Raw genomic sequence first — 20,008 nt, 5'->3', positions numbered from 1 at the left:
GCAACGCGGCCGGTACACTGCGCTGCTTTCCGATTCACCGAATTCGCGCCTGGAGCCTCACTTGATCAAGCCGCGTACCCCCGCCGGCGTGCTGGAACTGCTGCCGCCTGACCAGATCGCGTTCCAGCGCATGCTCGACACGATTCGTCGCAACTTCGAACGCTTCGGGTTCCTACCGGTCGAGACGCCGGTGATGGAGCTGACCGACGTGCTGTTGACGAAGTCCGGGGGCGAGACTGAGCGGCAGGTGTACTTCGTACAGTCGACGGGTGCACTGGCCAAGGCGGAGGAGGGCACGCCCGAGCTCGCGCTTCGCTTCGACCTCACGGTGCCGCTCGCGCGCTACGTCGCCGAGCACGAGCACGACCTCGCGTTCCCGTTCCGCCGCTATCAGATGCAGCGTGTCTACCGCGGCGAGCGGCAACAGCGCGGCCGGTTTCGCGAGTTCTACCAGTGCGACATCGACGTCATCGGCAAGGACGCACTGAGCGTGCGCTTCGATGCCGAGCTTCCCGCGGTCATCCACGCGGTGTTCTCCGAGCTCGACATCGGCGCATTCACGATCCAGCTCAACAATCGCAAGCTGATGCGCGGTTATTTCGAAGCGCAGGGCGTGGCCGATCCCGAACTGCAGGCGCTCGTGCTGCGTGAAGTCGACAAGCTCGACAAGCGCGGGGAGGACTACGTACGGGAGACCCTGGCGGGGGAGGGCTTCGGTCTGCAGCCGGACTCCGTCGCGCGCATCCTGGACTTCGTCAAAGTCCGGTCCACCTCGCACGCCGATGCGCTCGCGCACCTCGACGCGCTCGGGGACGGCAACGCTGCGCTCCACGAGGGCGTGGCGGAGCTTCGCGAGGTGCTGGAGCTCGTGCGTGCGCTTGGCGTGCCCGAGTCGAGTTACGCGTTGAACTTCTCGATCGCGCGCGGCCTGGATTACTACACGGGCACCGTCTACGAGACCACGCTCAACGACTACCCGCAGATCGGCTCGATCTGCTCGGGCGGGCGCTACGAGAATCTCGCCAGTCACTACACGAAGTCGAAACTGCCGGGCGTTGGCATCTCGATCGGCCTGACGCGGCTGTTCTGGCAGCTGCGCGAAGCAGGGCTCGCGCACAGTGCCGACAGCACGGTGCAGGTGCTCGTGACGCAGATGGACGAGGCTCATCTTCCGCACTGCCTGTCGATTGCGAACGAGTTGCGCGCGGCGGGCATCAACACCGAGGTGGTGATGGAGCCGGCGAAACTCGGCAAGCAGTTCAAGTACGCGGATCGCGCCGGCATCCGCTTCGTCGTCGTGCTCGGGGAAGACGAACTTGCCCGCGGCGGCGTCACCGTCAAGGATCTCCGTCGCGAAGACCAGTTTGAAGTCACGCGCGCGGAGCTCGCCCAGACGCTGCGTGTCGAGCTCGCGCAAGCCCAGGTGTTGTCGACGCGATGAGCACGATGAAGCCCGTACGCCTCGATGGCCGCTCGCTGACGCGCCCGCAACTCGTGTCCGTTGCGCGTGGCGCACCGGTCGAACTCGATGAAGCGCAGCTGCCCGCGGTGGCGCGCGCGGCCGCGTTCCTCGCCGAGCAGGTGGGGCGCGAAGAGCCGATCTACGGGGTGTCGACGGGATTCGGCAGCAACGCGGACCGCCTGCTCGGCGCCAAGCGCACGCGCTCCGGGGGCGGCGCGGACGCGATGAATCCGCACGAGTCGCTGCATGAAGAGCTGCAGCGCAACCTCATCGTGACGCATGCCGTCTGCGTCGGTGAGCCGTTCGCGGCCGACGTGGTCCGCGCGATGCTGTGCATCCGCATCAACACGCTCATGCGCGGCCACTCCGGCATCCGCGTCCAAACCCTGCGCGCGCTTGCGGCGATGCTCAATGCCGGCATCGTGCCGGTGGTCCCGCAGCTGGGTTCAGTGGGTGCGAGCGGCGATCTTGCGCCCCTGTCACACCTCGCGATCGTCCTGCTCGGCGGTGGCGAAGCCTTCTTCGACGGCGAGCGGCTGCCGGGCGCGGACGCGCTGCGCCGAGCCGGTTTGGAGCCCGTGACGCTGTCGTACAAGGAGGGCCTCGCGCTCAACAACGGCACCGCGCAGATGCTCGCCTGCGGCGTGCTTGCGCTCGCGACGCTCGAAGACCTGCTCGATACAGCCGATCTTGCCGCCGCGATGACGATCGATGCGTTTGCCGGGCGTCTGGGCGCGTTTGCGCCTGAGGTCCATGCGCTGCGCCCGCACCCTGGTCAGGTCGAGGTCGCTGCGAATCTGCGTCGTCTGCTCGACGGGTCCACGCTCGCCGACATCCCCTATCACCTCGTGCCGCGGTACCGGCCGTGGCTCCCCGACAGCTGGGCGATGCTGTGCGAGGAGCGCCCGCACCTCGACGCCTTGCGTTTCGACATCGGCTGGGACTGGGTGCCGTTCTCGCAACGGCACGGTCGCGAGAAGTTCTATCAGCGCTTCCGTCCGTTCCGCGGTGGAAAGAAGCATCAGCCGCAGGACAGTTACTCGCTGCGATGCACGCCGCAGGTCCACGGCGCCGTGCGCGACGCGGTCGCGCAGGCCGCGCGTGTCCTCGAGATCGAGCTGAACTCGCTGACCGACAATCCGATCGTGTTCCCGGACGCGCAGGCCGACCACGTCGAACAGCAGGTCATCTCGGCCGGTCATTTCCACGGCATGCCGCTGGCACTCGTCATGAGCTACGTGAAGGCGGCGATTCCGGTGCTTGCGAGCATCAGCGAGCGGCGCATCAACAAGCTGGTCGATCCGGCGACGAGCGACGGCTTGCCGGCGTTCCTCATCGGCAACGAGGACGCAACCGAGTCCGGCTACATGATCGTGCAGTACACCGCGGCCGCGATCGTCAATGACCTGGCCAGCCGCGCGCACCCGGCGAGCGTGTACTCGATCCCGACGAGCGCGAACGCCGAGGATCACGTGTCCATGGGCGCGAACGAAGCGCGCCACGTGCTCGCGATGGCCGACGACCTCGGCAAGGTGCTCGGGCTCGAGCTGTACACGGCGGCGCAGGCGCTCGATTTGCGTCGCGACATGATCAATGCGGCGCGCGAGCTGGCTGCGCATTCCGATGCGGCAGCGCTCGCGACGAAGATCGGGGGCGGTCCTCGGTCGCCGTCAGACGAAGCCGAGGCGTTCCTCGAAGAGGTCGAAGGGCTGCGTGCCGAGCTCGCGGCCGCGCCGGAGTTCCGCCCGGGTCGCGATGTATCCGTCGCGCACGACACGATCCGCTCGCGTATCCCATTCCTCGATCGCGACCGCGCGCTCGACGCGGAAGTGGCCACGGCGGTCGCGCTTGTGCGGGATGGAGTCGTGCTCGAGGCGGTGCGCGCCCAGCGCGCGGGCTAAGAAAGGGCGGTACGGCGGCTCACGTTCGCCCGCGCGGCAAGCGCGCGCAGGCTAGAGCCGGTCGGACGGGGGGCGGGCGGAGGGCGTGGACACGCACACGCGGTCCCGGCCTTCGTGCTTCGCGCAGTACAACGCGTCGTCCGCGTGGCGCAGCGCCAGTTCGAGGCGCGGTTCGCGCTCGGGGTCGACCTCGTGCACGCCGATGCTCGCCGTGATCCCAACATCCTGGCCGTGCGCAGGGCAGGGGCGCGCGCGCAGTTTCGCCAGCACTTCGTCCGCCACTTCCACGGCCCGCTGCGCGTTGAGCCCGGGCAAGGCCACGATGAATTCCTCGCCGCCGAATCGGGCCGGGACGGCGGCGTGCGGCCTGAGCGTCTGGCCGATGCAGTGCGCCGTCCAGCGCAGGCACTCGTCGCCGGCGAGATGTCCGTAATCGTCGTTGATGCGTTTGAAGTGATCGACATCGATCATGAGCAGCGTCAGGGGCGATCCGTCGGTGCGTGCGCGCGTCAGCAGGCCTTCGTACAGTTCGCGGAAATGGCCGCGGGTGTGGAGGCCGGTTAGGGCATCGCGCTGGCTGGTTTCCCGCAAACGCGCGTGTGCATCGCCGAGCTGTTCGAGCGCCTGGCGGAGCTCGGTCGTGCGCAGCTCGACTTTATGTTCGAGGTGCATCTTCGCTTCGCGCACGATGCGTTCGTTGTCGCTCCGCAGAGCGGAATAGCGGTAGCCGATCGCAATCGACAACAGCAGCATTTCCAGCGCGGACCCGATCTGCACGCCGTACTCGGTCACGAAGGTCTTGGGCAGCATGCCGAACGCGATCGCAGCGAACATCACGATGCCAAGCAGCAGCATGGCCCACGCCAGCACGAACAAACGCGCGGGCTTATACCCCTGCAGGGCGACCCGGGTGCCGGCCACCGCGATCCATGCGGTGCTGAGAAAGACCGCGGCCGAGGCCAGCTGGGTCGAGATCGAGATCGGCAGCCAAAACGTCGCGATCGCCAGCGCAATGAAGAACGCAATCAACCAAGCGCCGGCGCGATCACCGGCAGGCCAGCGCTTTCGCAGGTCGAGAAACACACGTGCGAACTGCTGCATCCCGACCTGGCCGAGCGAGATGAACAGCGGCACCGCGAGCTGTGCAAACGCGGGCGAGTGCGGCCAGAGGTATTCGAAGCCCAGGCCGTTGAGCGTAAACAGCACCAGGCCGAACGCGCCGATGTGCAGCAGGTACCAGAAGTACGTGGCGTCGCGCAGGTTGAGCCACAGCACCAGGTTGTAGAACAGCAGCGCGAGCAGCATGCCGTAGTAGATCCCGATTCCGAACTGAGCGTCCCGGGAGCTCTCGGCGAATGCGACGGGCGTGTGCAGCCAGAACGGGACCTGCATCGAGCTCGTGCTCTTGACCCGGATGTACAGGTCCACCGGTGTGTCGGGCGGCAACTCCAGCCAGAAGTTGGGGTGTCGGTACGGCACGCTGCGCGCGCCGAACGGGTGCGCGTCCCCGCTCGCGTAATGCGCGACGCGTCCATCCGAAAAGCGCAGGTGCACGTCCACGTGGTCGCTCAATGCATAACGTTGCACGAGCAACCAGCGCGGCTCATCCGCCCGCCGGTTGAGCAGCGACGCGTGGAACCAGTACGCGCCGTCACGAAATCCGAGCGCCGTCGTGTGGAGCGGAGTAAAGCGCCCGCTGCGCTGGAGCTGGGTGGCTTCGTCGAGCCCGAGCTCGCCACTCGGGTCATGCAGGTGCGTGAGGTGCGGGGTAAGCGGCAGCGATGCCGCTGCGTCGTCGAGGACTAGGGCAGGGCGCGACGACGCGACCGCAGGCAGCAGGCACAGCAGCCAAGCAAGGCACAACGCGGCGGCGGTCGACAACGCTCTTCGCACCCTCGCACCTTTCCGGGTCGGGCCGCCCGCCGGGATTGCGCGGCCACCGGGCCAGTCTAGGCGCAGCCCGCTCGGGCTACGCCCCGAATAAACCTTGGTCCGACAGCCGGCAGGTTCCTGTTGACGGCCGGGCCTCATGCGACGCACAATGTGTTAACGCGCTATTACATTGGCATCTCATGAAACGACGTGCAGTGCCCGGAGAGTCGTTCGACGCCGCCCTTGATGAGCTCGCCCGTGCATTGGCGGCCGTGCAGGAGCCTGAGCGCATGCGCGCCTTCCTCGAGGACCTGTGCACGCCAGCGGAGCTCGAGGCGATGAGCGATCGCTGGCGGGTCGTGCCGCTGCTGCTGCAGGGCGTGCCGTACCGCGAGATCCACGACCGCACCGCGGTCAGCGTCACCACCATCGGCCGAGTCGCACGCACGCTCGAGCGCGGCGCCGGTGGCTATGCCGTCGCGGTCGACGCCCTGGGCGATCGACTCGAACGCGCCTGATCCAGACAGACCGGACCTTATATGACTTCTTCCGTTACCGCTCCCGCGCGCGACCGCCTGCGTATCGCCATCCAGAAATCCGGACGGCTTGCCGATCCTGCGCGCTCGCTGCTCGCCTCGTGCGGGCTCAGCTGGCGCGAGAGCCGCGATCGGCTGTTCTGCTTCGGTGAGACCTTGCCGGTCGACCTGCTGCTCGTGCGCGACGACGACATCCCCGGCCTCATCGCCGACGGTGTCTGCGATCTCGGCGTGGTCGGTCGCAACGTGCTGACCGAAACGGGGCTGGCCCGCGGCGCGTCCGGCGGCGCGCCGGTGTTCCGCGAATGGCGATCGCTCGGCTTTGGTCAGTGCCGTCTCGCCGTCGCAGTGCCCGACAGCTGGCAGTGGACGGGCGCCGAGCAGCTCTCGGGCAAGCGCATCGCGACCAGCTACCCGGGACTGCTGCGCCAGTGGCTCGAGGCGCAGGGCGTCGACGCCGAGATCGTGCTGCTGTCGGGCTCGGTCGAAATCGCGCCGCGGCTCGGGCAGGCGGATGCGATTTGCGACCTCGTTTCCAGCGGTGCCACGCTCGCCGCGAACCAGCTCAAGCCGGTCGAAACGATCCTCGAAAGCGAAGCTGTGCTCGCCGGCCCGATCGCGGAATTCGACCCGGTGCGCGCAGGTCTCGCTGAACTTCTGATGCGCCGCCTCGAAGGGGCTCTGCGCGTCCGCAAGAGCAAGCTGCTGATGTTCCAGGCCAACCGCGATGCGCTGCCACGCGTCATGCCGCTGCTGCCCGACGCGGAAACGCCCACCGTCATGCGGCTCGACGAAGGCGACAGCCTCGCGCTGCAGGCGCTCTGCCACGGCGCGGTGACCTGGCAGCGCCTGGAAGAGCTCAAGCGCGCCGGTGCGCGGGGACTGATGGTACTGCCGATCGAGGGCATGCTGGCATGAAGCGGCTGAAGTGGTCGGATACGCCGTCCGCCGAGCGGCATGACGCGCTGCGCCGGCCGGCGCAACAGGCCGGGGACACGATCACCGCCGCCGTATTGAACGTCGTGGCTGATGTGCGCACGCGCGGCGACGCCGCCGTGCGCGAACTCACCGCGCGCTTCGACGGCGTCGCGCTCGATGCGTTCGAACTGGACGCAGCATCGATTGCCGCCGCGGCCGACGCGATCACGCCATCCTTGCGCGACGCGATCGACGACGCAGCCGAGCGCATCGCGCACTTCCACGGCGCCGGCATGACACAGCCGTACACGGTCGACACCGCACCGGGCGTGCGCTGCGAGCGGGTGCTGCGACCGATCCGACGCGTCGGCCTCTACGTGCCTGCGGGATCCGCGCCGCTGCCGTCGACGGCGCTGATGCTCGGCGTGCCGGCGCAGCTCGCCGGTTGCCGTGACATCGTGCTGTGCACGCCACCGCGCAAGGACGGCACGGCGGACCCCGCGGTGCTGTACGCGGCGTCGCGCTGCGCCGTCACGCGCGTCTTCGTGCTCGGCGGCGCGCAGGCGATCGCGGCGATGGCGTTCGGCACCGGTTCCGTCCCCAAGTGCGACAAGCTCTTCGGTCCGGGCAACGCCTACGTGACCGAAGCGAAGCGCCAGGTTTCGATGGCTGACGGCGGCGCGGCGATCGACATGCCGGCCGGTCCGTCCGAGGTGCTCGTGATCGCCGACGCGGGCGCAAACCCCGCGTTCGTCGCCGCCGATCTGCTGTCGCAGGCCGAACACGGCCCAGATTCGCAGGTGATCCTGATTTCGGACGACGGCGCCATGATCGACGCCGTGGCGACAGCGATCGACGAGCAGCTGCGCACGCTGCCGCGGGCCGACACCGCCCGCCGCGCGCTGGAAAGCTCCCGCCTGATCGAGGTCGAGTCGCTCGATGACGCGTTCGACATCAGCAACGACTACGCGCCCGAGCACCTGATCCTCGCGGTGCGCGAGGCCCGTCGCTGGCTGCCGCGCGTGGACGCCGCCGGGTCCGTGTTCCTGGGCGACTGGTCGCCCGAAGCGCTCGGTGATTACTGCAGCGGGACGAACCACGTACTGCCCACCAGTGGCGCCGCGCGTTTCACCGGTGGGCTCAACGTCGCGAGCTTCCAGATCGCGATCACCGTGCAGGATGTCGCGCCGCAGGGCCTCGCAGCCATCGGGCCGTGCGCAGTCGAGCTCGCACGGGCAGAAGGACTGGATGCGCACCGCCTGGCCGTCGCCCTGCGCCTGGAGGCGCTGCCCGCATGAGTTCGCCTCTCGACCTGGTCCGTGCAGACCTGCGTGGGTTCGCTGGTTACAAATCCGCCCGCAGCGACCGCCTCGAAGGCAGCGTCTGGCTCAATGCGAACGAATCCGCCTGGGCGAACGCCGGCGACGACGCGGGCCGCGCGCGTCGCTACCCCGATCCGCAACCGGCCAAGCTGCGCGCCACTCTCGCCGAACTCTACGGTTGCGCGCCGGAGCAGTTGCTCGTCGGCCGCGGAAGCGACGAGGCGATCGACCTGCTCGTGCGGGCGCTGTGTCGCCCGGGCGATGACGCGATCCTCACCACGCCGCCCACGTTCGGCATGTACGCCGTCAACGCGCGGCTGCACGGCACGCGCGTCGTCGAGGTGCCGCTCATCGATGACACCGCCGGCTGGCGCTGCGACTTCAATGCAGTTGGCGACGCCGTCGAGCGTGAAGGTGTGCGGCTCGTGTTCCTGTGCTCGCCTGGCAATCCCACCGGATCGTCGCTGCCGCTGCGCGAGATCGAAGCGCTTGCAACGCGGCTCGACGGTCGGGCGCTCGTCGTGGTCGACGAGGCGTATGGCGAGTATTCGGAGTCGCCGTCGGCCGGGACCTTGCTCCAAACTCGACGCAACGTCGCGGTGCTGCGCACGCTCTCGAAGGCGCATGCGCTGGCCGGCGAGCGCATCGGCACCGTGATCGCCGATGCCGAGCTCATCGACGTGCTCCGGCGCTGTCAGGCTCCCTATCCGCTGCCGGCGTCGTGCGTGGCGGCGGCCGAACGGGCGCTCGAGCCCGTGGCGCGCGCGGCCACCGCCGCCGCAGTGCGCACGTCGATCGAGCAACGCGATCGACTTGTCCCGCTGCTCGGTCGGCTGCCGGGCGTGCGGCAGGTCTATCCCACTCGGGCGAATTTCGTGCTCGTTCGCTTTGATGACGCGCAGCGCGCTTTTGATCGCTTGCTCGACGCGGGCATCGTCGTACGCGACATGCGTGCCGCGCCCGGGCTCGGTAACGCATTGCGCATCAGCCTCGGCACGCCGGAGCAGAACGAAGCCGTGCTCGATGCACTTGCGGCGCAGGTGACCACATGACGCCGATTCTTTTCGTCGACCGCGACGGGACGCTCATCGAAGAGCCCGCCGATTTCCAGATCGATGCCTACGAGAAGCTGCGCTTCGTGACAGGCGTGATCCCCGCGATGCTGAGGCTGCGCGACGCGGGCTATCAATTCGTCATGGTGTCGAACCAGGACGGCCTCGGCACCGAAGGTTATCCGCAGGCGTCGTTCGATGCGCCGCACAACCTGATGATGCAGGTGTTCGAGAGCCAGGGCATCACGTTCCGCGATGTGCTGATCGACTGCAGCTGGCCCGCCGACAACGCGCCGACACGCAAGCCGAACATCGGCCTCGTGGTGCCGCTGCTGCAGGACCGCAGCATCGACTGGTCGCGCTCGGCGATGGTCGGGGACCGCGAGACGGACAACCAATTCGCGAAGAACCTAAATATCCGCGCATTCCAGCTGCGCACCGAGCAATTCGGCGGCGATTGGGACTGGGCCGGAATCGCGCATGAGCTCGTCGATGCGCCGCGCACGGCGCGCGTCGTCCGCAGCACCAAAGAGACGCGCATCGTCGTCGAGGTGGACCTCGACCGCGCGGCCGAGCCGAAGGCGCACACCGGCCTGGGCTTTTTCGACCACATGCTCGAGCAGCTCGGAAAGCACGGCGGATTTGCGCTGTCGCTCCAGTGCGAAGGCGACCTGCACATCGACGAGCACCACACCATCGAGGACTGCGCCCTCGCGCTCGGGCAGGCGCTGCGTGAGGCGCTCGGTGACAAGCGCGGGATCGGGCGTTACGGGTTCTCGCTGCCGATGGATGAAACTCTCGCGAGCGCAGCGCTGGACTTCTCCGGGCGCCCGTACTTCGTGTTCGAAGGTTCGTTCACGCGCGAGCGCGTGGGCGACATGCCGACCGAACTGCTTGCGCACTTCTTCCGCTCGCTGTGCGAGACCGCGGGCCTCAACCTGCACCTGAAGGTTGAGGGCGACAACGACCACCACAAGGTCGAAGCAAGCTTCAAGGCCGTGGCCCGCGCACTGCGCCAGGCGCTGCGCCGTGAAGGACGCGACCTGCCGAGCACGAAGGGCGTGCTGTGAGCGCGCGAGCAGAGCAGGGCGGGCACTGATGGACGTTGCACTCATTGATTCAGGCGGCACCAACATAGGTTCGGTGCGCTACGCACTCGAGCGACTCGGCGCGAGCGCGCATCTCACGTCGGACCCCGAGGCGATCCGTCGCGCTGACCGCGTGATCCTGCCCGGCGTCGGCGCGGCCGCGCCTGGGATGGCGCGACTGCGCGAGCTGGGGCTTGTCGACGTCGTGCGCAGCCTGCGGCAGCCCTTGCTCGGCGTCTGCCTCGGCATGCAGCTGCTGTTCGAGTCGTCGGAAGAGGGCGACGTCGAGTGCCTCGGCGTGTTGCCGGGCCGGGTGCGACGCATCCCGAACGCGCCGGGCATCCGCGTCCCCCACATGGGCTGGAACGCGCTGCAACCGCGTGGTGACGATCCGTTGCTTGCGGGCATCGACGCAGGCGAACAGGCGTACTTCGTGCACAGCTACGCGGCGCCGGTGACCTCCGACACGCTTGTGACGAGCACGCACGGGATCGAGTTCGCGGCCGTCGTGCGCCGCGGCAACCGCCACGGCGCGCAGTTCCACCCCGAGCGCTCCGCGTCCGTCGGAGCCCGCCTGCTCGAGAACTTTCTGTCCGGAGTCGCCGCATGAGCTTCACCTTGTACCCCGCGATCGACGTCCGCGACGGCCGCGTCGTGCGCCTGCGACAGGGCGATTACGCGCACGAAACTCGCTACGCCGGCGAGCCTGCCGACGTGGCCGAGCGCTACTCGCAGGCAGGTGCGCAATGGCTGCACCTGGTCGATCTCGATGCGGCACGCGCAGGCGGGTACACGCTCGCGGCGCTGCTGCGCGCGATCAAGTCGCGCACGCCGTTGCGGGTCCAGACCGGCGGCGGCGTGCGCAGCGAAGCGGACGTAGAGGCGATTCTCGAAGCAGGCGCGGACCGCGTCGTGGTCGGATCCCTGGCCGTGCGCGAGCCCGATGCCGTGATTGGCTGGATCTCGCGCTTCGGCGCCGAACGCATCACGGTCGCGCTCGACGCGCGGCAAGACGCATGCGGAAAGTGGCAACTCCCCACCGCCGGGTGGACGCAAGCGAGCGGCGTGGCGCTCGAGGCCTTGCTGCGTCACTACGCAGACGCCGGCCTGCAGCACCTGCTGTGCACCGACATCGCGCGCGACGGCATGCTCGCCGGCCCGAACCTGGAGCTGTACCGCGCGCTCGTCGACATCGCCCCGCAAGTGCTCGTGCAGGCATCGGGCGGCGTGCGCGACGCCGCGGACGTCGTCGCTGCACGCGAGGCCGGATGCGCGGGCGCGGTACTCGGCAAGGCCTTGCTCGAAAGCCACATCGATCTCGCGGCGCTATGCCGGGAACCGCTCGCATGCTGAGCCGTCGCATCATCCCGTGCCTCGACGTGCGCGACGGCCGCGTCGTGAAGGGCGTTCGCTTCCGGGACCACGTCGACATGGGCGACATCGTCCAGCTGGCAGAGCGCTATCGCGACGAGGGCGCCGACGAGCTCGTGTTCTACGACATCACCGCGAGCCCGCAGGACCGCGTCGTCGACCGCGACTGGGTGGAGCGCGTCGCGCGCGCGATCGACATCCCGTTCTGCGTGGCCGGCGGCATCCGCAGCGTGCAGGACGCGCGCGCAATCCTCTATGCCGGAGCGGACAAGGTGTCGATCAACACGCCGGCGCTGCTGCGGCCTGCACTGGTTACCGAGCTCGCCGATGCATTTGGCGTGCAATGCGTCGTGGTGGGCGTTGACAGCCTGCGCGACGAGGACGGCGAATGGCGCGTGCGCCAGTTCACCGGAGACCCGTCGCGCACTCAGGCGCTCGCGTCGCGCACGCTCGAGTGGATCGAGCAGGCACAGGCGCTGGGCGCGGGGGAGATCGTGCTCAACTGCATGGGCAGCGACGGCGTGCGCACCGGCTACGACCTCGAGCAACTGCGCGCTGCGCGCGCGGTGTGCCACGTGCCGCTGATCGCCTCCGGTGGCGCGGGCGCAATCGAACATTTCGACACGGTGTTCCGCGAGGCTGATGTCGACGGCGCGCTCGCCGCGAGCGTGTTCCATTCCGGCACCGTGCCGATCCCGGCGCTCAAGCAGGCGCTTAGCGCGGCTGGCGTCGCGGTGCGCCGCTGATGCACTCACCCGACAGGACTTGCCGCCGATGAGCGACCCCAGCCCCGCCGATTTCGCCCCCGACGCACTGGATTGGCACAAGCAGGACGGCCTGCTGCCGGCGATCGTGCAGGACGCCGCCACCTTGCGCGTGCTCATGCTCGGGTACATGGACCGCGCCGCGCTCCAGGCCACGCTGGACTCGCGCCGCGTGACGTTCTTCAGCCGCAGCAAGCAGCGCCTGTGGACGAAAGGCGAGTCGTCCGGTCACTTCCTCGACCTCGTGTCGGTCGAAACGGACTGCGACCGCGACAGCCTGCTCGTGCGTGCGCGCCCGAACGGCCCCACGTGTCATCTCGACCGGACCAGCTGTTTCCCGGCCGCCCCCGGCAATTTTCTTGCGGAGCTCGACGCGTTGATCGACGCGCGTCATCGCGAGCGACCGGCCGGCAGCTACACGACGAAGCTATTCGACGGCGAGCTTCGGCGCATCGCACAGAAGGTGGGCGAGGAGGGCGTGGAGACCGCGCTCGCGGCGGTCGTGCAGGACGATGTCGCGTTGTGCGGCGAAGCTGCAGACCTGCTGTTCCACCTTCAGGTGCTGCTGCGCGCGCGCGGCCTCTCGTTCGAGGACGCCGTCGACGTGCTGCGCGAGCGACACCGCACCGGCTGAGTCATGGCGCCAGCGCATAATGCCGGCCCTGATGGAGGTGCGATGCGACAGTCGATCATTCTGGCCACCGCACTGCTCGCCGCAGTGTCGATCGTGGACGTAGAGGCCGCGTGCCGCAGCGGTGCCGTGTTCGAAGACCGCGACCGCGATGGCGTGCGAGACCCGCGCGAGCCAGGTCTGCCGGACGTCAAGGTTTCTGACGGCCGGCAGCTCGTGCTCAGCGATGCGCGCGGCGCGTTTGTATTCGGAGACGCGCCCGCGTCCGCCGTATTCGTGATCAAGCCGCCGACGCATTCCGCCCCGCGGCGGGCGGACGGACGGCCGGATATCTGGCGGGGCAGTGAGGCATCCGACTGCGATTTCGCGCTGCACGCGCGCGATCCGCGCGCCGGGCCGCTGGACGTTCTCGTCTTCGCGGACCCGCAGACGGCGTCGGAAGTCGACGTCGACTATTACGCACGCGACATCGTCGACTCGGTGCTCGACGAACGCGCCTCACCGTCGGCCGATCTCGGCCTCACCCTAGGAGATGTCGTCGCGCGCGGACGCACCGATCTGTACCCGGCGCTTGATCGTGAAACCGCTCGGCTCGGTGCCCCGTGGTTGCACGTGGCGGGCAACCACGACATGGATGCGAAGGCGAGCGGCGACGCGTCGGCACTCGACGCTTTCCGGCGGCACTACGGCCCGGACACGTTCGCCTGGGAGACGCCGCAGGCCACGTTCGTGCTGCTTGACGACGTCGTCCGTGCGGATGGGCATCCTGCGGCGTACGTCGGTGGCTTGCGCGAGCAGCAGTTCGAGTTCCTCGAACGCTATCTCGCGACCGCACCGCGGGATCGCCTGCTCGTGCTGGCGCTGCACATCCCGTTGTTCGACAGCGCCCCCGGCCGCGAGACATTCCGCCGCGCCGACCGCGAGCGGCTGTTCCGGCTGCTCGAACAGTTCCCGAAACGGCTGGTGCTGAGCGGCCACAGCCATGCACAGCGCCACGTCTTCCATGACGCCTCGTCGGGCTGGCGCGGCGAGACGCCGCTGCACGAGTACAACGTCGGTGCGGCAAGCGGCGCGTATTGGTCGGGCGTCAAGGATGCGGCTGGAATCCCCGACGCCACGATGAGCGACGGCACGCCGAACGGCTACGCCCGCCTCAGTGTGACGGACGGCGGGGAGTACCGGTTGAGTTGGCACCCGGCGCGCCTTTCCGACAACGGCCCCGCGGCGAGCGCCACCATGGCCCTGCATGCGCCCAAGGTGCTCCGGCGCGGCGCATACCCCGCGTGGGGCGTGTACGCCAATGTCTACATGGGTCACGCGGACACGCGCGTGGAATTCCGGGTCGGCGACCGCGCGTGGAAGGCCATGACGCGCGTGGTTGCGCCCGATCCGCGTCTGCTCGCCGAGAACGTCGCGGACGATGCGGCCGCGATGCTGCGTGGCTACGACCGGTCGCCGGAAGCCACGCCGTCCCCGCACCTGTGGCGGGGCGCGTTGCCGACGGACCTGCGAGTCGGTGAGCACCGGATCGAGGTGCGGGCGTTTGACACTTGGAACGGCGAGCAGCGCGCGTCGACGCAGTACCGCCTGGAGGAGGCAGCGCCCTAGCGCTTGGCTCAATCGGGCTGCGCGGCTGCGCGGCTGCGCGGTTACGCGCCCCGGGCGGCGGCGCGTGATGCCGGTGGCATCTGCCGAGCGCGCGAAGTCCGTGTCAAAGAAAGCCGGGTGGCCTCGACATCATGAAGAGGAGCCAAGCCCATTACGGTCGCTTCCAGGTTCGGCGATGCGCAACGCTAAGTGATGCGTCAGCGAACTCATCCGACCGAAACGGCGTGCACGGTCTGCGCTTCGGTCAAACGCCCACGTCTTCGAAAGACTCGACGCGGCGATGGCCGTGCACGGCGTCGCCCAAGCGCGGTGTCGGGTAATCCTCGCGTCGGTCGATGAGCACGGTCTGCATGCCTGCTTCGCGCGCGGCGTCGAGTTCCTCGACGATGTCCGACAGGAACAGCACGTCACCGGGCGCGACGCCAATCGACTCGGCGATGCGGCGGTAGCTCTCGGCCTCGCGCTTGCCCCCGACCTCGGTGTCGAACCAGCCCGAGAACAGGCTCGTGAGGTCACCCGCGTCACTGTGACCGAAGAACAGGCGCTGCGCCGGAACACTGCCCGACGAGTACACGTACAGCGGCAGCCCCGCGTCGTTCCACTCGCGCAACGCGCGACCGGCGTCGGGGTACAGGTGCGCGGTGAAATCCGCATTGCGGTAACCGTCACTCCACACCATGCCCTGCAACGCTTTCAGCGCCGTGTGCTTGCGGTCCTCGTCGATCCAGCCTTGCAGCACCTCGACAATCATCCGGTCATCGCAAATCCCGCCCTGCTCGGCAGCGACGGCGTCGAGCCAACGGCGCACCTCCGGCTCGGCGCTACGTGCTTCGACAAACCCGGGGAGTGCGCGCCGCGCATACGGGAACAGCACGTCCTTGACGAACGAGATGCTGCTCGTGGTGCCTTCGATGTCGGTCAGGATCGCGCGAATGGGCATGACAGGTCGTCAACTTTGAAGGAATCGGGGTGGCCGCTATCGAGCGGACGTCGGAGCTGCCAATGCACTAACGTCCCGCTCGCGAGCCAAGGAAAACGCGAGCGCCGCTCACTCATCGCGGGCGAAACCAAGGGCGGGCGACCGCACCAAACCGCGCCGGCGCGTCCCACGCAACCTCAGCTGTCGCCCTTGATGGGCTCGTGCCGCGGGAAGCGCAGCGCGATGTCGGTGCCGGTGAAATGGCCCACCCAGCCGTCCGGCTCGGTGAAAAAACGAATCGCGACGAAGCTCGGCTCCGAACCCATGTCGAACCAATGCAGGGTCGAGTCAGGCACCGCAATGAGGTCGCCTTTCTCGCAGAGGATCTCGTAGACCTTCTCGTCGACGTGCAGCGTGAACAATCCCGAGCCGTCGACGAAGAAGCGGACCTCGTCTTCCTTGTGGAAGTGCTCGTCGAGGAACTTGCCGCGCATCGTCTCGCGCTCAGGGTGCTCGGGCGAGATGCTCACCACGTCCACCGTCTTGAAGCCGCGCTCGGCCACGAGCCGCTCGATGTCCTGCTTGTAGGCGTCGAGAATGATGTCCGGAGCGTCGCCGGCTTTCACGGGCGCGCCGGCCTCCCATTGCTCGAAGCCCACGCCGATCTTCGCGAGCTCCTCGGCGATGCGCGCCAGGTCGCTCGTCGCCAGCTCCGGCGTGTCGGGGCTGTGTTGGTCGAAAATTCGCAGCCGGCTCATCGTTGCAGCCTCCTCAGTTCGAGCTCGCAGCCCAGCAGAAATTCAAATGCCTCGAGGTGCCGGCGCGCTTCCGCCATGTCGCGGCCCCACGCGTACAGCCCGTGTCCGTCGATGAGGTAACCCCACATCGGCTGTGCATCGAGCAGTGATTCGACCTGCGCGGCAAGCGCTGGCATGTCCTGCGTGTTCGGAAGAACCGGCAGGTCGAGCGCCGTCTCGTGCGTCTCGTTGCCGCGGAACGCCTTGAGCAATTCATAGCCTTCGATGCGCATGCAGCCTTCGCGAGCGAACAGCCGCGACGCGACTGTTTGCGTCTGCGAATGCGTATGCAGGACGCAGCCGACGTCGGGGTGGCGCGCGTAGAGCTGCGTGTGCAGCAGAGTTTCGGCCGATGACTTCCGGTCCGTGGCCACCGGGCGACCGTCGAGGTCGACGACCATGATGTCGTCCGGCACAAGGCGGCCCTTGTCGCGGCCCGAGACCGTGATCGCGACGTGGCGCTCGTCGATTCGTTCGGAGAAATTGCTGCTGGTTGCAGGCGTCCAACCCCGGTCAGACAACTCGCGGACGTTGCTGATGATGCTGGCTGCGCACTGCGACAGGCGCTGTGCGTCGTATGGGAGCGGGCTCATGCGAGGAGTTTAGCCGATGCTCCGCGGCCGCCCGTGCACACGCGGTGCGCACTGCAGCGGCCGTTCAAGCCGATCAGACCGCGGGATCGGGCCCGCGCGTCGCGGTCGCCTGCACCTCGGGCGTGACACGCAGGATCCGGAAGCCGGCATACGCGAGCACGGCCGCCACCACCGGGCTGAGCAGGTTGAAGAACGCGTAGGGCAGGTACTCGACCGTCGCGACACCAAGGGTCGCCGCCATGTAGGCGCCGCAGGTGTTCCAGGGCACCAGCGGGGAGGTGATCGTTCCGCCGTCCTCGAGCGCGCGCGAGAGGTTGACCGCCGCGAGGCCGCGCCGCTCGAACTCCGGCCGATACAGGCGTCCGGTGAGCACGATCGACATGTACTGGTCGGCCGCGATGATGTTCGCGCCGATCGCGGTGCCCAGGGTCGCGGAGATCAGGGCGCCGGTCGAGCGGGCCGCTTTCAGCACGCCCCGGACCATCCGCTCGAGCAGGCCGGTGCACTCCATCATCGCGCCGAAGCCGAGCGCGCAGATGATCAGCCAGATCGTGTTGAGCATGCTGATCATGCCGCCGCGGCTCAGAAGCTCGTCCGCCGCCGCATTGCCCGTGCTGGCTTTGTAGCCGTCATAAAGCGCCGTCCAAGCGCCTGCGAGTAACGCGAGCGGGCGCGACAGCGCCTCGTTGTTCGCGAGTCGCACCACCGCATCGGGCTGGAAAATAACCGCGAACACGGCACCGAGCAGCGCGCCGATCAGAATGGTGGGGTAGGCCGGAAAGCCGCGCATCGCCATCACGAAGACGACCACCAGCGGGATCAGCAGATGGGGGCCGATCGCGAACTGGGCTTCGAGCAGACCGGACAAGTCCCCGAAATTGGCCCCGGCGTTAGGCCGATCAGTGCCCAGACCCACGGCGGTAAACAGCAGCAGCGCGATCACGATCGATGGGCCGGTGGTCCAGATCATGTGCCGGATGTGCTCGAACAGCTCGCTGCCTGCCGCGGCGGGTGCGATGTTGGTGGTGTCCGACAGCGGCGACAGTTTGTCCCCGAAATACGCGCCCGAGATCACCGCGCCTGCCGTGATTGCCGGCGACATGTCCAGGCCCTGTCCCACGCCGATCAGTGCGACGCCGAGCGTGCCCGCGACGGTCCACGAGCTGCCGATCGCAAGCGCGACGACCGCGCAGATGAGGCACGCCGCAGGATAGAAGAACGACGGGTGCATCAGCTTCATGCCGTACACGATCAGTGTCGGCACGGTGCCCGAGAGGATCCAGGTGCCGATCAGGCCACCGACGGCGAGCAGGATGAAAATCGGCACAATCGCGAGGGACACGCCGTGCACGAGGCTTTCCTGGATGTATTTCCAGGAAAGCCCGTTGCGAATGCCCACCAGTGCCGCGACGCCGCCCGCGAGCATCAGGGCGATCTGGTTCGCGCCGTAGGACGCGTTGTCCTTGAACAACCACACCCCCGCGGCGAGCGCGACCGCGAGGAAGACCAGCGGAGTCAGCGCCTGCAGCAGGCTAGGGTCGCGCGCCCGAGACGCCATCTCCGGTGATGACACGGACTCAGACCTGTCCGCGGCGCAGCTTGCTGTTGCGGTAGCCGTACACGGCGTAGATGGCAAAACCGATCACCGTCCAGCCCAGCATGACCTGCCAGTGGTCGGCGAACGGCTGCCAGAACAGATACAGACAGGCGATCACGGCCAGCGGGCAGATCAGGTGCGGGAACGGCACGCGAAACGGGCGGGGCAGGTCCGGGCGCGTGTAGCGCAGGATCAGCACGCCGGCCGACACGGTGGCGAATGCGAGCAGCGTGCCCATCGAGACGAGGTCGCCGAGGAAGCTCAGGGGCAGCAGGCCGGCCATTGCGGCCGCGACGACGCCGACGATCACGGTGCCGACGTGCGGGGTGCCGTACTTCGGATGAACCTTGCCGAAGATCTTCGGCATGAGCCCGTCCTGGCTCATCGCGAAGAAGATGCGCGGCTGGCCCATAAGCATGACGAGGATCACCGAGCTCAGGCCCGCGATCGCGCCGATCTCGACGATGGTCTTCAGCCAGCCCAGCGTCGGATACGTCTCGAGCGCGGTCGCGATCGGCTTATTGGTTCCCAGCTCCGGGAACGGAAGCAGGCCGGTCATGGTCGCAGCCATGGCGATGTACAGCACGGTGCAGAACGCGAGCGAGCCGAGGATGCCGATCGGCATGTCACGCTGCGGGTTCTTCGCTTCGCCCGCTGCCGTGGAAACTGCGTCGAAGCCGATGTACGCGAAGAACACCACAGCCGCGGCGCGGATCACGCCATCGGTGCCGAACAGGCCGGCTTCTGTGCCTGGGGGAATGATCGCCAGGCCAGGCGAACCTGCAGCGCAGGCGGCGCGAAGCTCGGCGACGAGTTCCGCGGAGAACTGCCCGCCGCTCGCGGCGATCGCCTGGCACGCATCCCAGTTGGCGGGGTTGATGTACTGGAACGCGAACGCGAGGAACAGCACGATGACGGCGACCTTCAGCGCGACGATGATCGCGTTCGCCCATGCGGACTGGGTGATGCCCCGGTAGCAGAGCGCCGTGACCGCCGCGACGATCAGTACGGCAGGCAGGTTCAGCAATCCATCGGTGCGCGCAAACGACTTGGTCTCCGCGACAAACGTATAAGGCGCTTGCGCCAGTATCGCGGGTAGCTGCACCCCGAACGTCGAGTCGAGGAAGCCTCCGAGGTATCCCGACCAGCCGACCGCGACGGTCGACGCCGCGAAGAGATACTCGAGTACGAGGTTCCAGCCGATGAACCAGGCGATGACCTCGCCCATCGTGGAGTACGTGTAGGAGTAGGCGGAGCCGGAGACCGGCATCATCGCCGCGAACTCCGCGTAACACAGGCCCGCCAGCGCGCAGGTCATGCCCGCGAGGATGAAGCTGAGGATGACGGCGGGGCCGGCGTAGTCCGCAGCCGCCTTGCCGGTCATCACGAAGATGCCGGCACCGATGATCGCGCCCACGCCGAGCAGGAACAGGTGCCGGGCGGTCAGGACGCGGCGCAGGCTCGCTTCGCCGCTCAGGGAGCCTTCGACGGGTTCACCCGCGTCGACATGCGGCGCGGGGTCGACGGGCTTGGTGACGAAGAGGTTCCTGAGCATTACGACTCCCCTGAAAGGTACG

Annotated in this window: 18 protein-coding genes; 12 read left to right on the top strand and 6 right to left on the bottom strand. The window is 68.1% G+C overall.

The features are described from left to right. Window positions 1-61: 61 nt before the first annotated feature. Together hisS and IE075_RS03980 are read left to right on the top strand one after the other, a co-directional pair. Window positions 62-1,441, top strand: a complete 1,380-nt coding sequence (hisS, locus tag IE075_RS03985; protein WP_189453519.1) for a histidine--tRNA ligase — start codon at window positions 62-64, stop codon at window positions 1,439-1,441. Continuing rightward, on the top strand, window positions 1,438-3,363 hold the full coding sequence (locus IE075_RS03980; protein ID WP_189453517.1) for an HAL/PAL/TAL family ammonia-lyase: 1,926 nt from the start codon (window positions 1,438-1,440) through the stop codon (window positions 3,361-3,363). Before hisS ends, IE075_RS03980 begins: the two co-directional genes overlap by 4 nt. A gap of 51 nt (window positions 3,364-3,414) precedes the next feature. Here the strand turns inward: IE075_RS03980 and IE075_RS15830 are convergent, their stop codons facing one another. Further along, on the bottom strand, window positions 3,415-5,244 hold the full coding sequence (locus tag IE075_RS15830) for a sensor domain-containing diguanylate cyclase (protein ID WP_189453515.1): 1,830 nt from the start codon (window positions 5,242-5,244) through the stop codon (window positions 3,415-3,417). A gap of 191 nt (window positions 5,245-5,435) precedes the next feature. On the opposite strand from IE075_RS15830, the gene IE075_RS03970 reads away from it, so the two are divergent. Genes IE075_RS03970 through IE075_RS03925 form a run of 10 tightly spaced genes read left to right on the top strand, consistent with a single transcriptional unit; the run spans window position 5,436 to window position 14,525 of the window. Continuing rightward, window positions 5,436-5,753 (top strand): YerC/YecD family TrpR-related protein, encoded by a 318-nt coding sequence (locus IE075_RS03970; RefSeq protein WP_189453513.1) that lies wholly within the window; start codon window positions 5,436-5,438, stop codon window positions 5,751-5,753. 21 nt (window positions 5,754-5,774) lie between these two features. Then, entirely contained in the window at window positions 5,775-6,689 is a 915-nt protein-coding gene (gene hisG, locus IE075_RS03965; RefSeq protein WP_189453511.1) for an ATP phosphoribosyltransferase, read from the top strand. Continuing rightward, entirely contained in the window at window positions 6,686-7,987 is a 1,302-nt protein-coding gene (gene hisD, locus IE075_RS03960) for a histidinol dehydrogenase (RefSeq protein ID WP_189453509.1), read from the top strand. The genes hisG and hisD overlap by 4 nt, the downstream gene beginning before the upstream one ends. Beyond that, complete coding sequence (hisC, locus tag IE075_RS03955) at window positions 7,984-9,063, top strand: histidinol-phosphate transaminase (protein WP_189453507.1); 1,080 nt, start codon at window positions 7,984-7,986, stop codon at window positions 9,061-9,063. The genes hisD and hisC overlap by 4 nt, the downstream gene beginning before the upstream one ends. After that, a complete protein-coding gene (gene hisB / locus IE075_RS03950) occupies window positions 9,060-10,133 on the top strand; it encodes a bifunctional histidinol-phosphatase/imidazoleglycerol-phosphate dehydratase HisB (RefSeq protein WP_189453505.1) in 1,074 nt (357 codons plus the stop codon). Before hisC ends, hisB begins: the two co-directional genes overlap by 4 nt. A gap of 28 nt (window positions 10,134-10,161) precedes the next feature. Next, on the top strand, window positions 10,162-10,761 hold the full coding sequence (gene hisH / locus IE075_RS03945) for an imidazole glycerol phosphate synthase subunit HisH (RefSeq protein WP_189453503.1): 600 nt from the start codon (window positions 10,162-10,164) through the stop codon (window positions 10,759-10,761). Then, on the top strand, window positions 10,758-11,504 hold the full coding sequence (gene hisA / locus IE075_RS03940; RefSeq protein ID WP_189453500.1) for a 1-(5-phosphoribosyl)-5-[(5-phosphoribosylamino)methylideneamino]imidazole-4-carboxamide isomerase: 747 nt from the start codon (window positions 10,758-10,760) through the stop codon (window positions 11,502-11,504). The genes hisH and hisA overlap by 4 nt, the downstream gene beginning before the upstream one ends. Further along, a complete protein-coding gene (gene hisF, locus IE075_RS03935; protein WP_189453499.1) occupies window positions 11,498-12,268 on the top strand; it encodes an imidazole glycerol phosphate synthase subunit HisF in 771 nt (256 codons plus the stop codon). The genes hisA and hisF overlap by 7 nt, the downstream gene beginning before the upstream one ends. 28 nt (window positions 12,269-12,296) lie before the next feature. Next, window positions 12,297-12,920: a bifunctional phosphoribosyl-AMP cyclohydrolase/phosphoribosyl-ATP diphosphatase HisIE gene (hisIE, locus tag IE075_RS03930; protein ID WP_189453497.1), complete on the top strand. Its 624-nt coding sequence runs from the start codon at window positions 12,297-12,299 to the stop codon at window positions 12,918-12,920. 42 nt (window positions 12,921-12,962) lie between these two features. Further along, window positions 12,963-14,525: a calcineurin-like phosphoesterase C-terminal domain-containing protein gene (locus IE075_RS03925; protein ID WP_189453494.1), complete on the top strand. Its 1,563-nt coding sequence runs from the start codon at window positions 12,963-12,965 to the stop codon at window positions 14,523-14,525. A 244-nt stretch (window positions 14,526-14,769) separates the two neighbouring features. On the opposite strand, the gene mtnC is transcribed toward IE075_RS03925, so the two are convergent. The 5 genes from mtnC to IE075_RS03900 all read right to left on the bottom strand — a co-directional run bounded on the left by mtnC (window position 14,770) and on the right by IE075_RS03900 (window position 19,986). Further along, window positions 14,770-15,465, bottom strand: a complete 696-nt coding sequence (gene mtnC / locus IE075_RS03920) for an acireductone synthase (protein WP_189453493.1) — start codon at window positions 15,463-15,465, stop codon at window positions 14,770-14,772. Window positions 15,466-15,641: 176 nt separating this feature from the next. Then, a complete protein-coding gene (locus tag IE075_RS03915; protein WP_189453491.1) occupies window positions 15,642-16,202 on the bottom strand; it encodes a 1,2-dihydroxy-3-keto-5-methylthiopentene dioxygenase in 561 nt (186 codons plus the stop codon). Then, a complete protein-coding gene (locus IE075_RS03910; RefSeq protein WP_189453489.1) occupies window positions 16,199-16,834 on the bottom strand; it encodes a methylthioribulose 1-phosphate dehydratase in 636 nt (211 codons plus the stop codon). Before IE075_RS03910 ends, IE075_RS03915 begins: the two co-directional genes overlap by 4 nt. A gap of 73 nt (window positions 16,835-16,907) precedes the next feature. Then, window positions 16,908-18,392: a Na+/H+ antiporter NhaC gene (gene nhaC, locus IE075_RS03905; RefSeq protein WP_189454776.1), complete on the bottom strand. Its 1,485-nt coding sequence runs from the start codon at window positions 18,390-18,392 to the stop codon at window positions 16,908-16,910. A gap of 19 nt (window positions 18,393-18,411) precedes the next feature. Beyond that, window positions 18,412-19,986 carry an amino acid permease gene (locus IE075_RS03900; RefSeq protein WP_189453487.1) on the bottom strand — a complete coding sequence of 525 codons (1,575 nt, stop codon included), beginning with the start codon at window positions 19,984-19,986 and terminating at the stop codon, window positions 18,412-18,414. Between the last annotated feature and the right edge of the window lie 22 nt (window positions 19,987-20,008).

The organism is Cognatilysobacter bugurensis (assembly GCF_014652095.1).
GTDB classification, from domain to species: domain Bacteria; phylum Pseudomonadota; class Gammaproteobacteria; order Xanthomonadales; family Xanthomonadaceae; genus Cognatilysobacter; species Cognatilysobacter bugurensis.
This window is presented reverse-complemented; position numbering and strand designations above follow the sequence as displayed.

Excerpts from the sequence above, each read along its gene's own strand:
- hisH (WP_189453503.1), top strand. The coding sequence starts at position 10,162 with ATGGACGTTGCACTCATTGATTCAGGCGGCACCAACATAGGTTCGGTG.
- hisC (WP_189453507.1), top strand. The coding sequence starts at position 7,984 with ATGAGTTCGCCTCTCGACCTGGTCCGTGCAGACCTGCGTGGGTTCGCT.
- IE075_RS03910 (WP_189453489.1), bottom strand. The coding sequence starts at position 16,834 with ATGAGCCCGCTCCCATACGACGCACAGCGCCTGTCGCAGTGCGCAGCC.
- mtnC (WP_189453493.1), bottom strand. The coding sequence starts at position 15,465 with ATGCCCATTCGCGCGATCCTGACCGACATCGAAGGCACCACGAGCAGC.
- nhaC (WP_189454776.1), bottom strand. The coding sequence starts at position 18,392 with ATGGCGTCTCGGGCGCGCGACCCTAGCCTGCTGCAGGCGCTGACTCCG.
- hisD (WP_189453509.1), top strand. The coding sequence starts at position 6,686 with ATGAAGCGGCTGAAGTGGTCGGATACGCCGTCCGCCGAGCGGCATGAC.
- hisG (WP_189453511.1), top strand. The coding sequence starts at position 5,775 with ATGACTTCTTCCGTTACCGCTCCCGCGCGCGACCGCCTGCGTATCGCC.
- IE075_RS03980 (WP_189453517.1), top strand. The coding sequence starts at position 1,438 with ATGAGCACGATGAAGCCCGTACGCCTCGATGGCCGCTCGCTGACGCGC.
- IE075_RS03900 (WP_189453487.1), bottom strand. The coding sequence starts at position 19,986 with ATGCTCAGGAACCTCTTCGTCACCAAGCCCGTCGACCCCGCGCCGCAT.
- hisIE (WP_189453497.1), top strand. The coding sequence starts at position 12,297 with ATGAGCGACCCCAGCCCCGCCGATTTCGCCCCCGACGCACTGGATTGG.
- IE075_RS03925 (WP_189453494.1), top strand. The coding sequence starts at position 12,963 with ATGCGACAGTCGATCATTCTGGCCACCGCACTGCTCGCCGCAGTGTCG.
- IE075_RS03970 (WP_189453513.1), top strand. The coding sequence starts at position 5,436 with ATGAAACGACGTGCAGTGCCCGGAGAGTCGTTCGACGCCGCCCTTGAT.
- IE075_RS03915 (WP_189453491.1), bottom strand. The coding sequence starts at position 16,202 with ATGAGCCGGCTGCGAATTTTCGACCAACACAGCCCCGACACGCCGGAG.
- hisA (WP_189453500.1), top strand. The coding sequence starts at position 10,758 with ATGAGCTTCACCTTGTACCCCGCGATCGACGTCCGCGACGGCCGCGTC.
- hisB (WP_189453505.1), top strand. The coding sequence starts at position 9,060 with ATGACGCCGATTCTTTTCGTCGACCGCGACGGGACGCTCATCGAAGAG.
- hisF (WP_189453499.1), top strand. The coding sequence starts at position 11,498 with ATGCTGAGCCGTCGCATCATCCCGTGCCTCGACGTGCGCGACGGCCGC.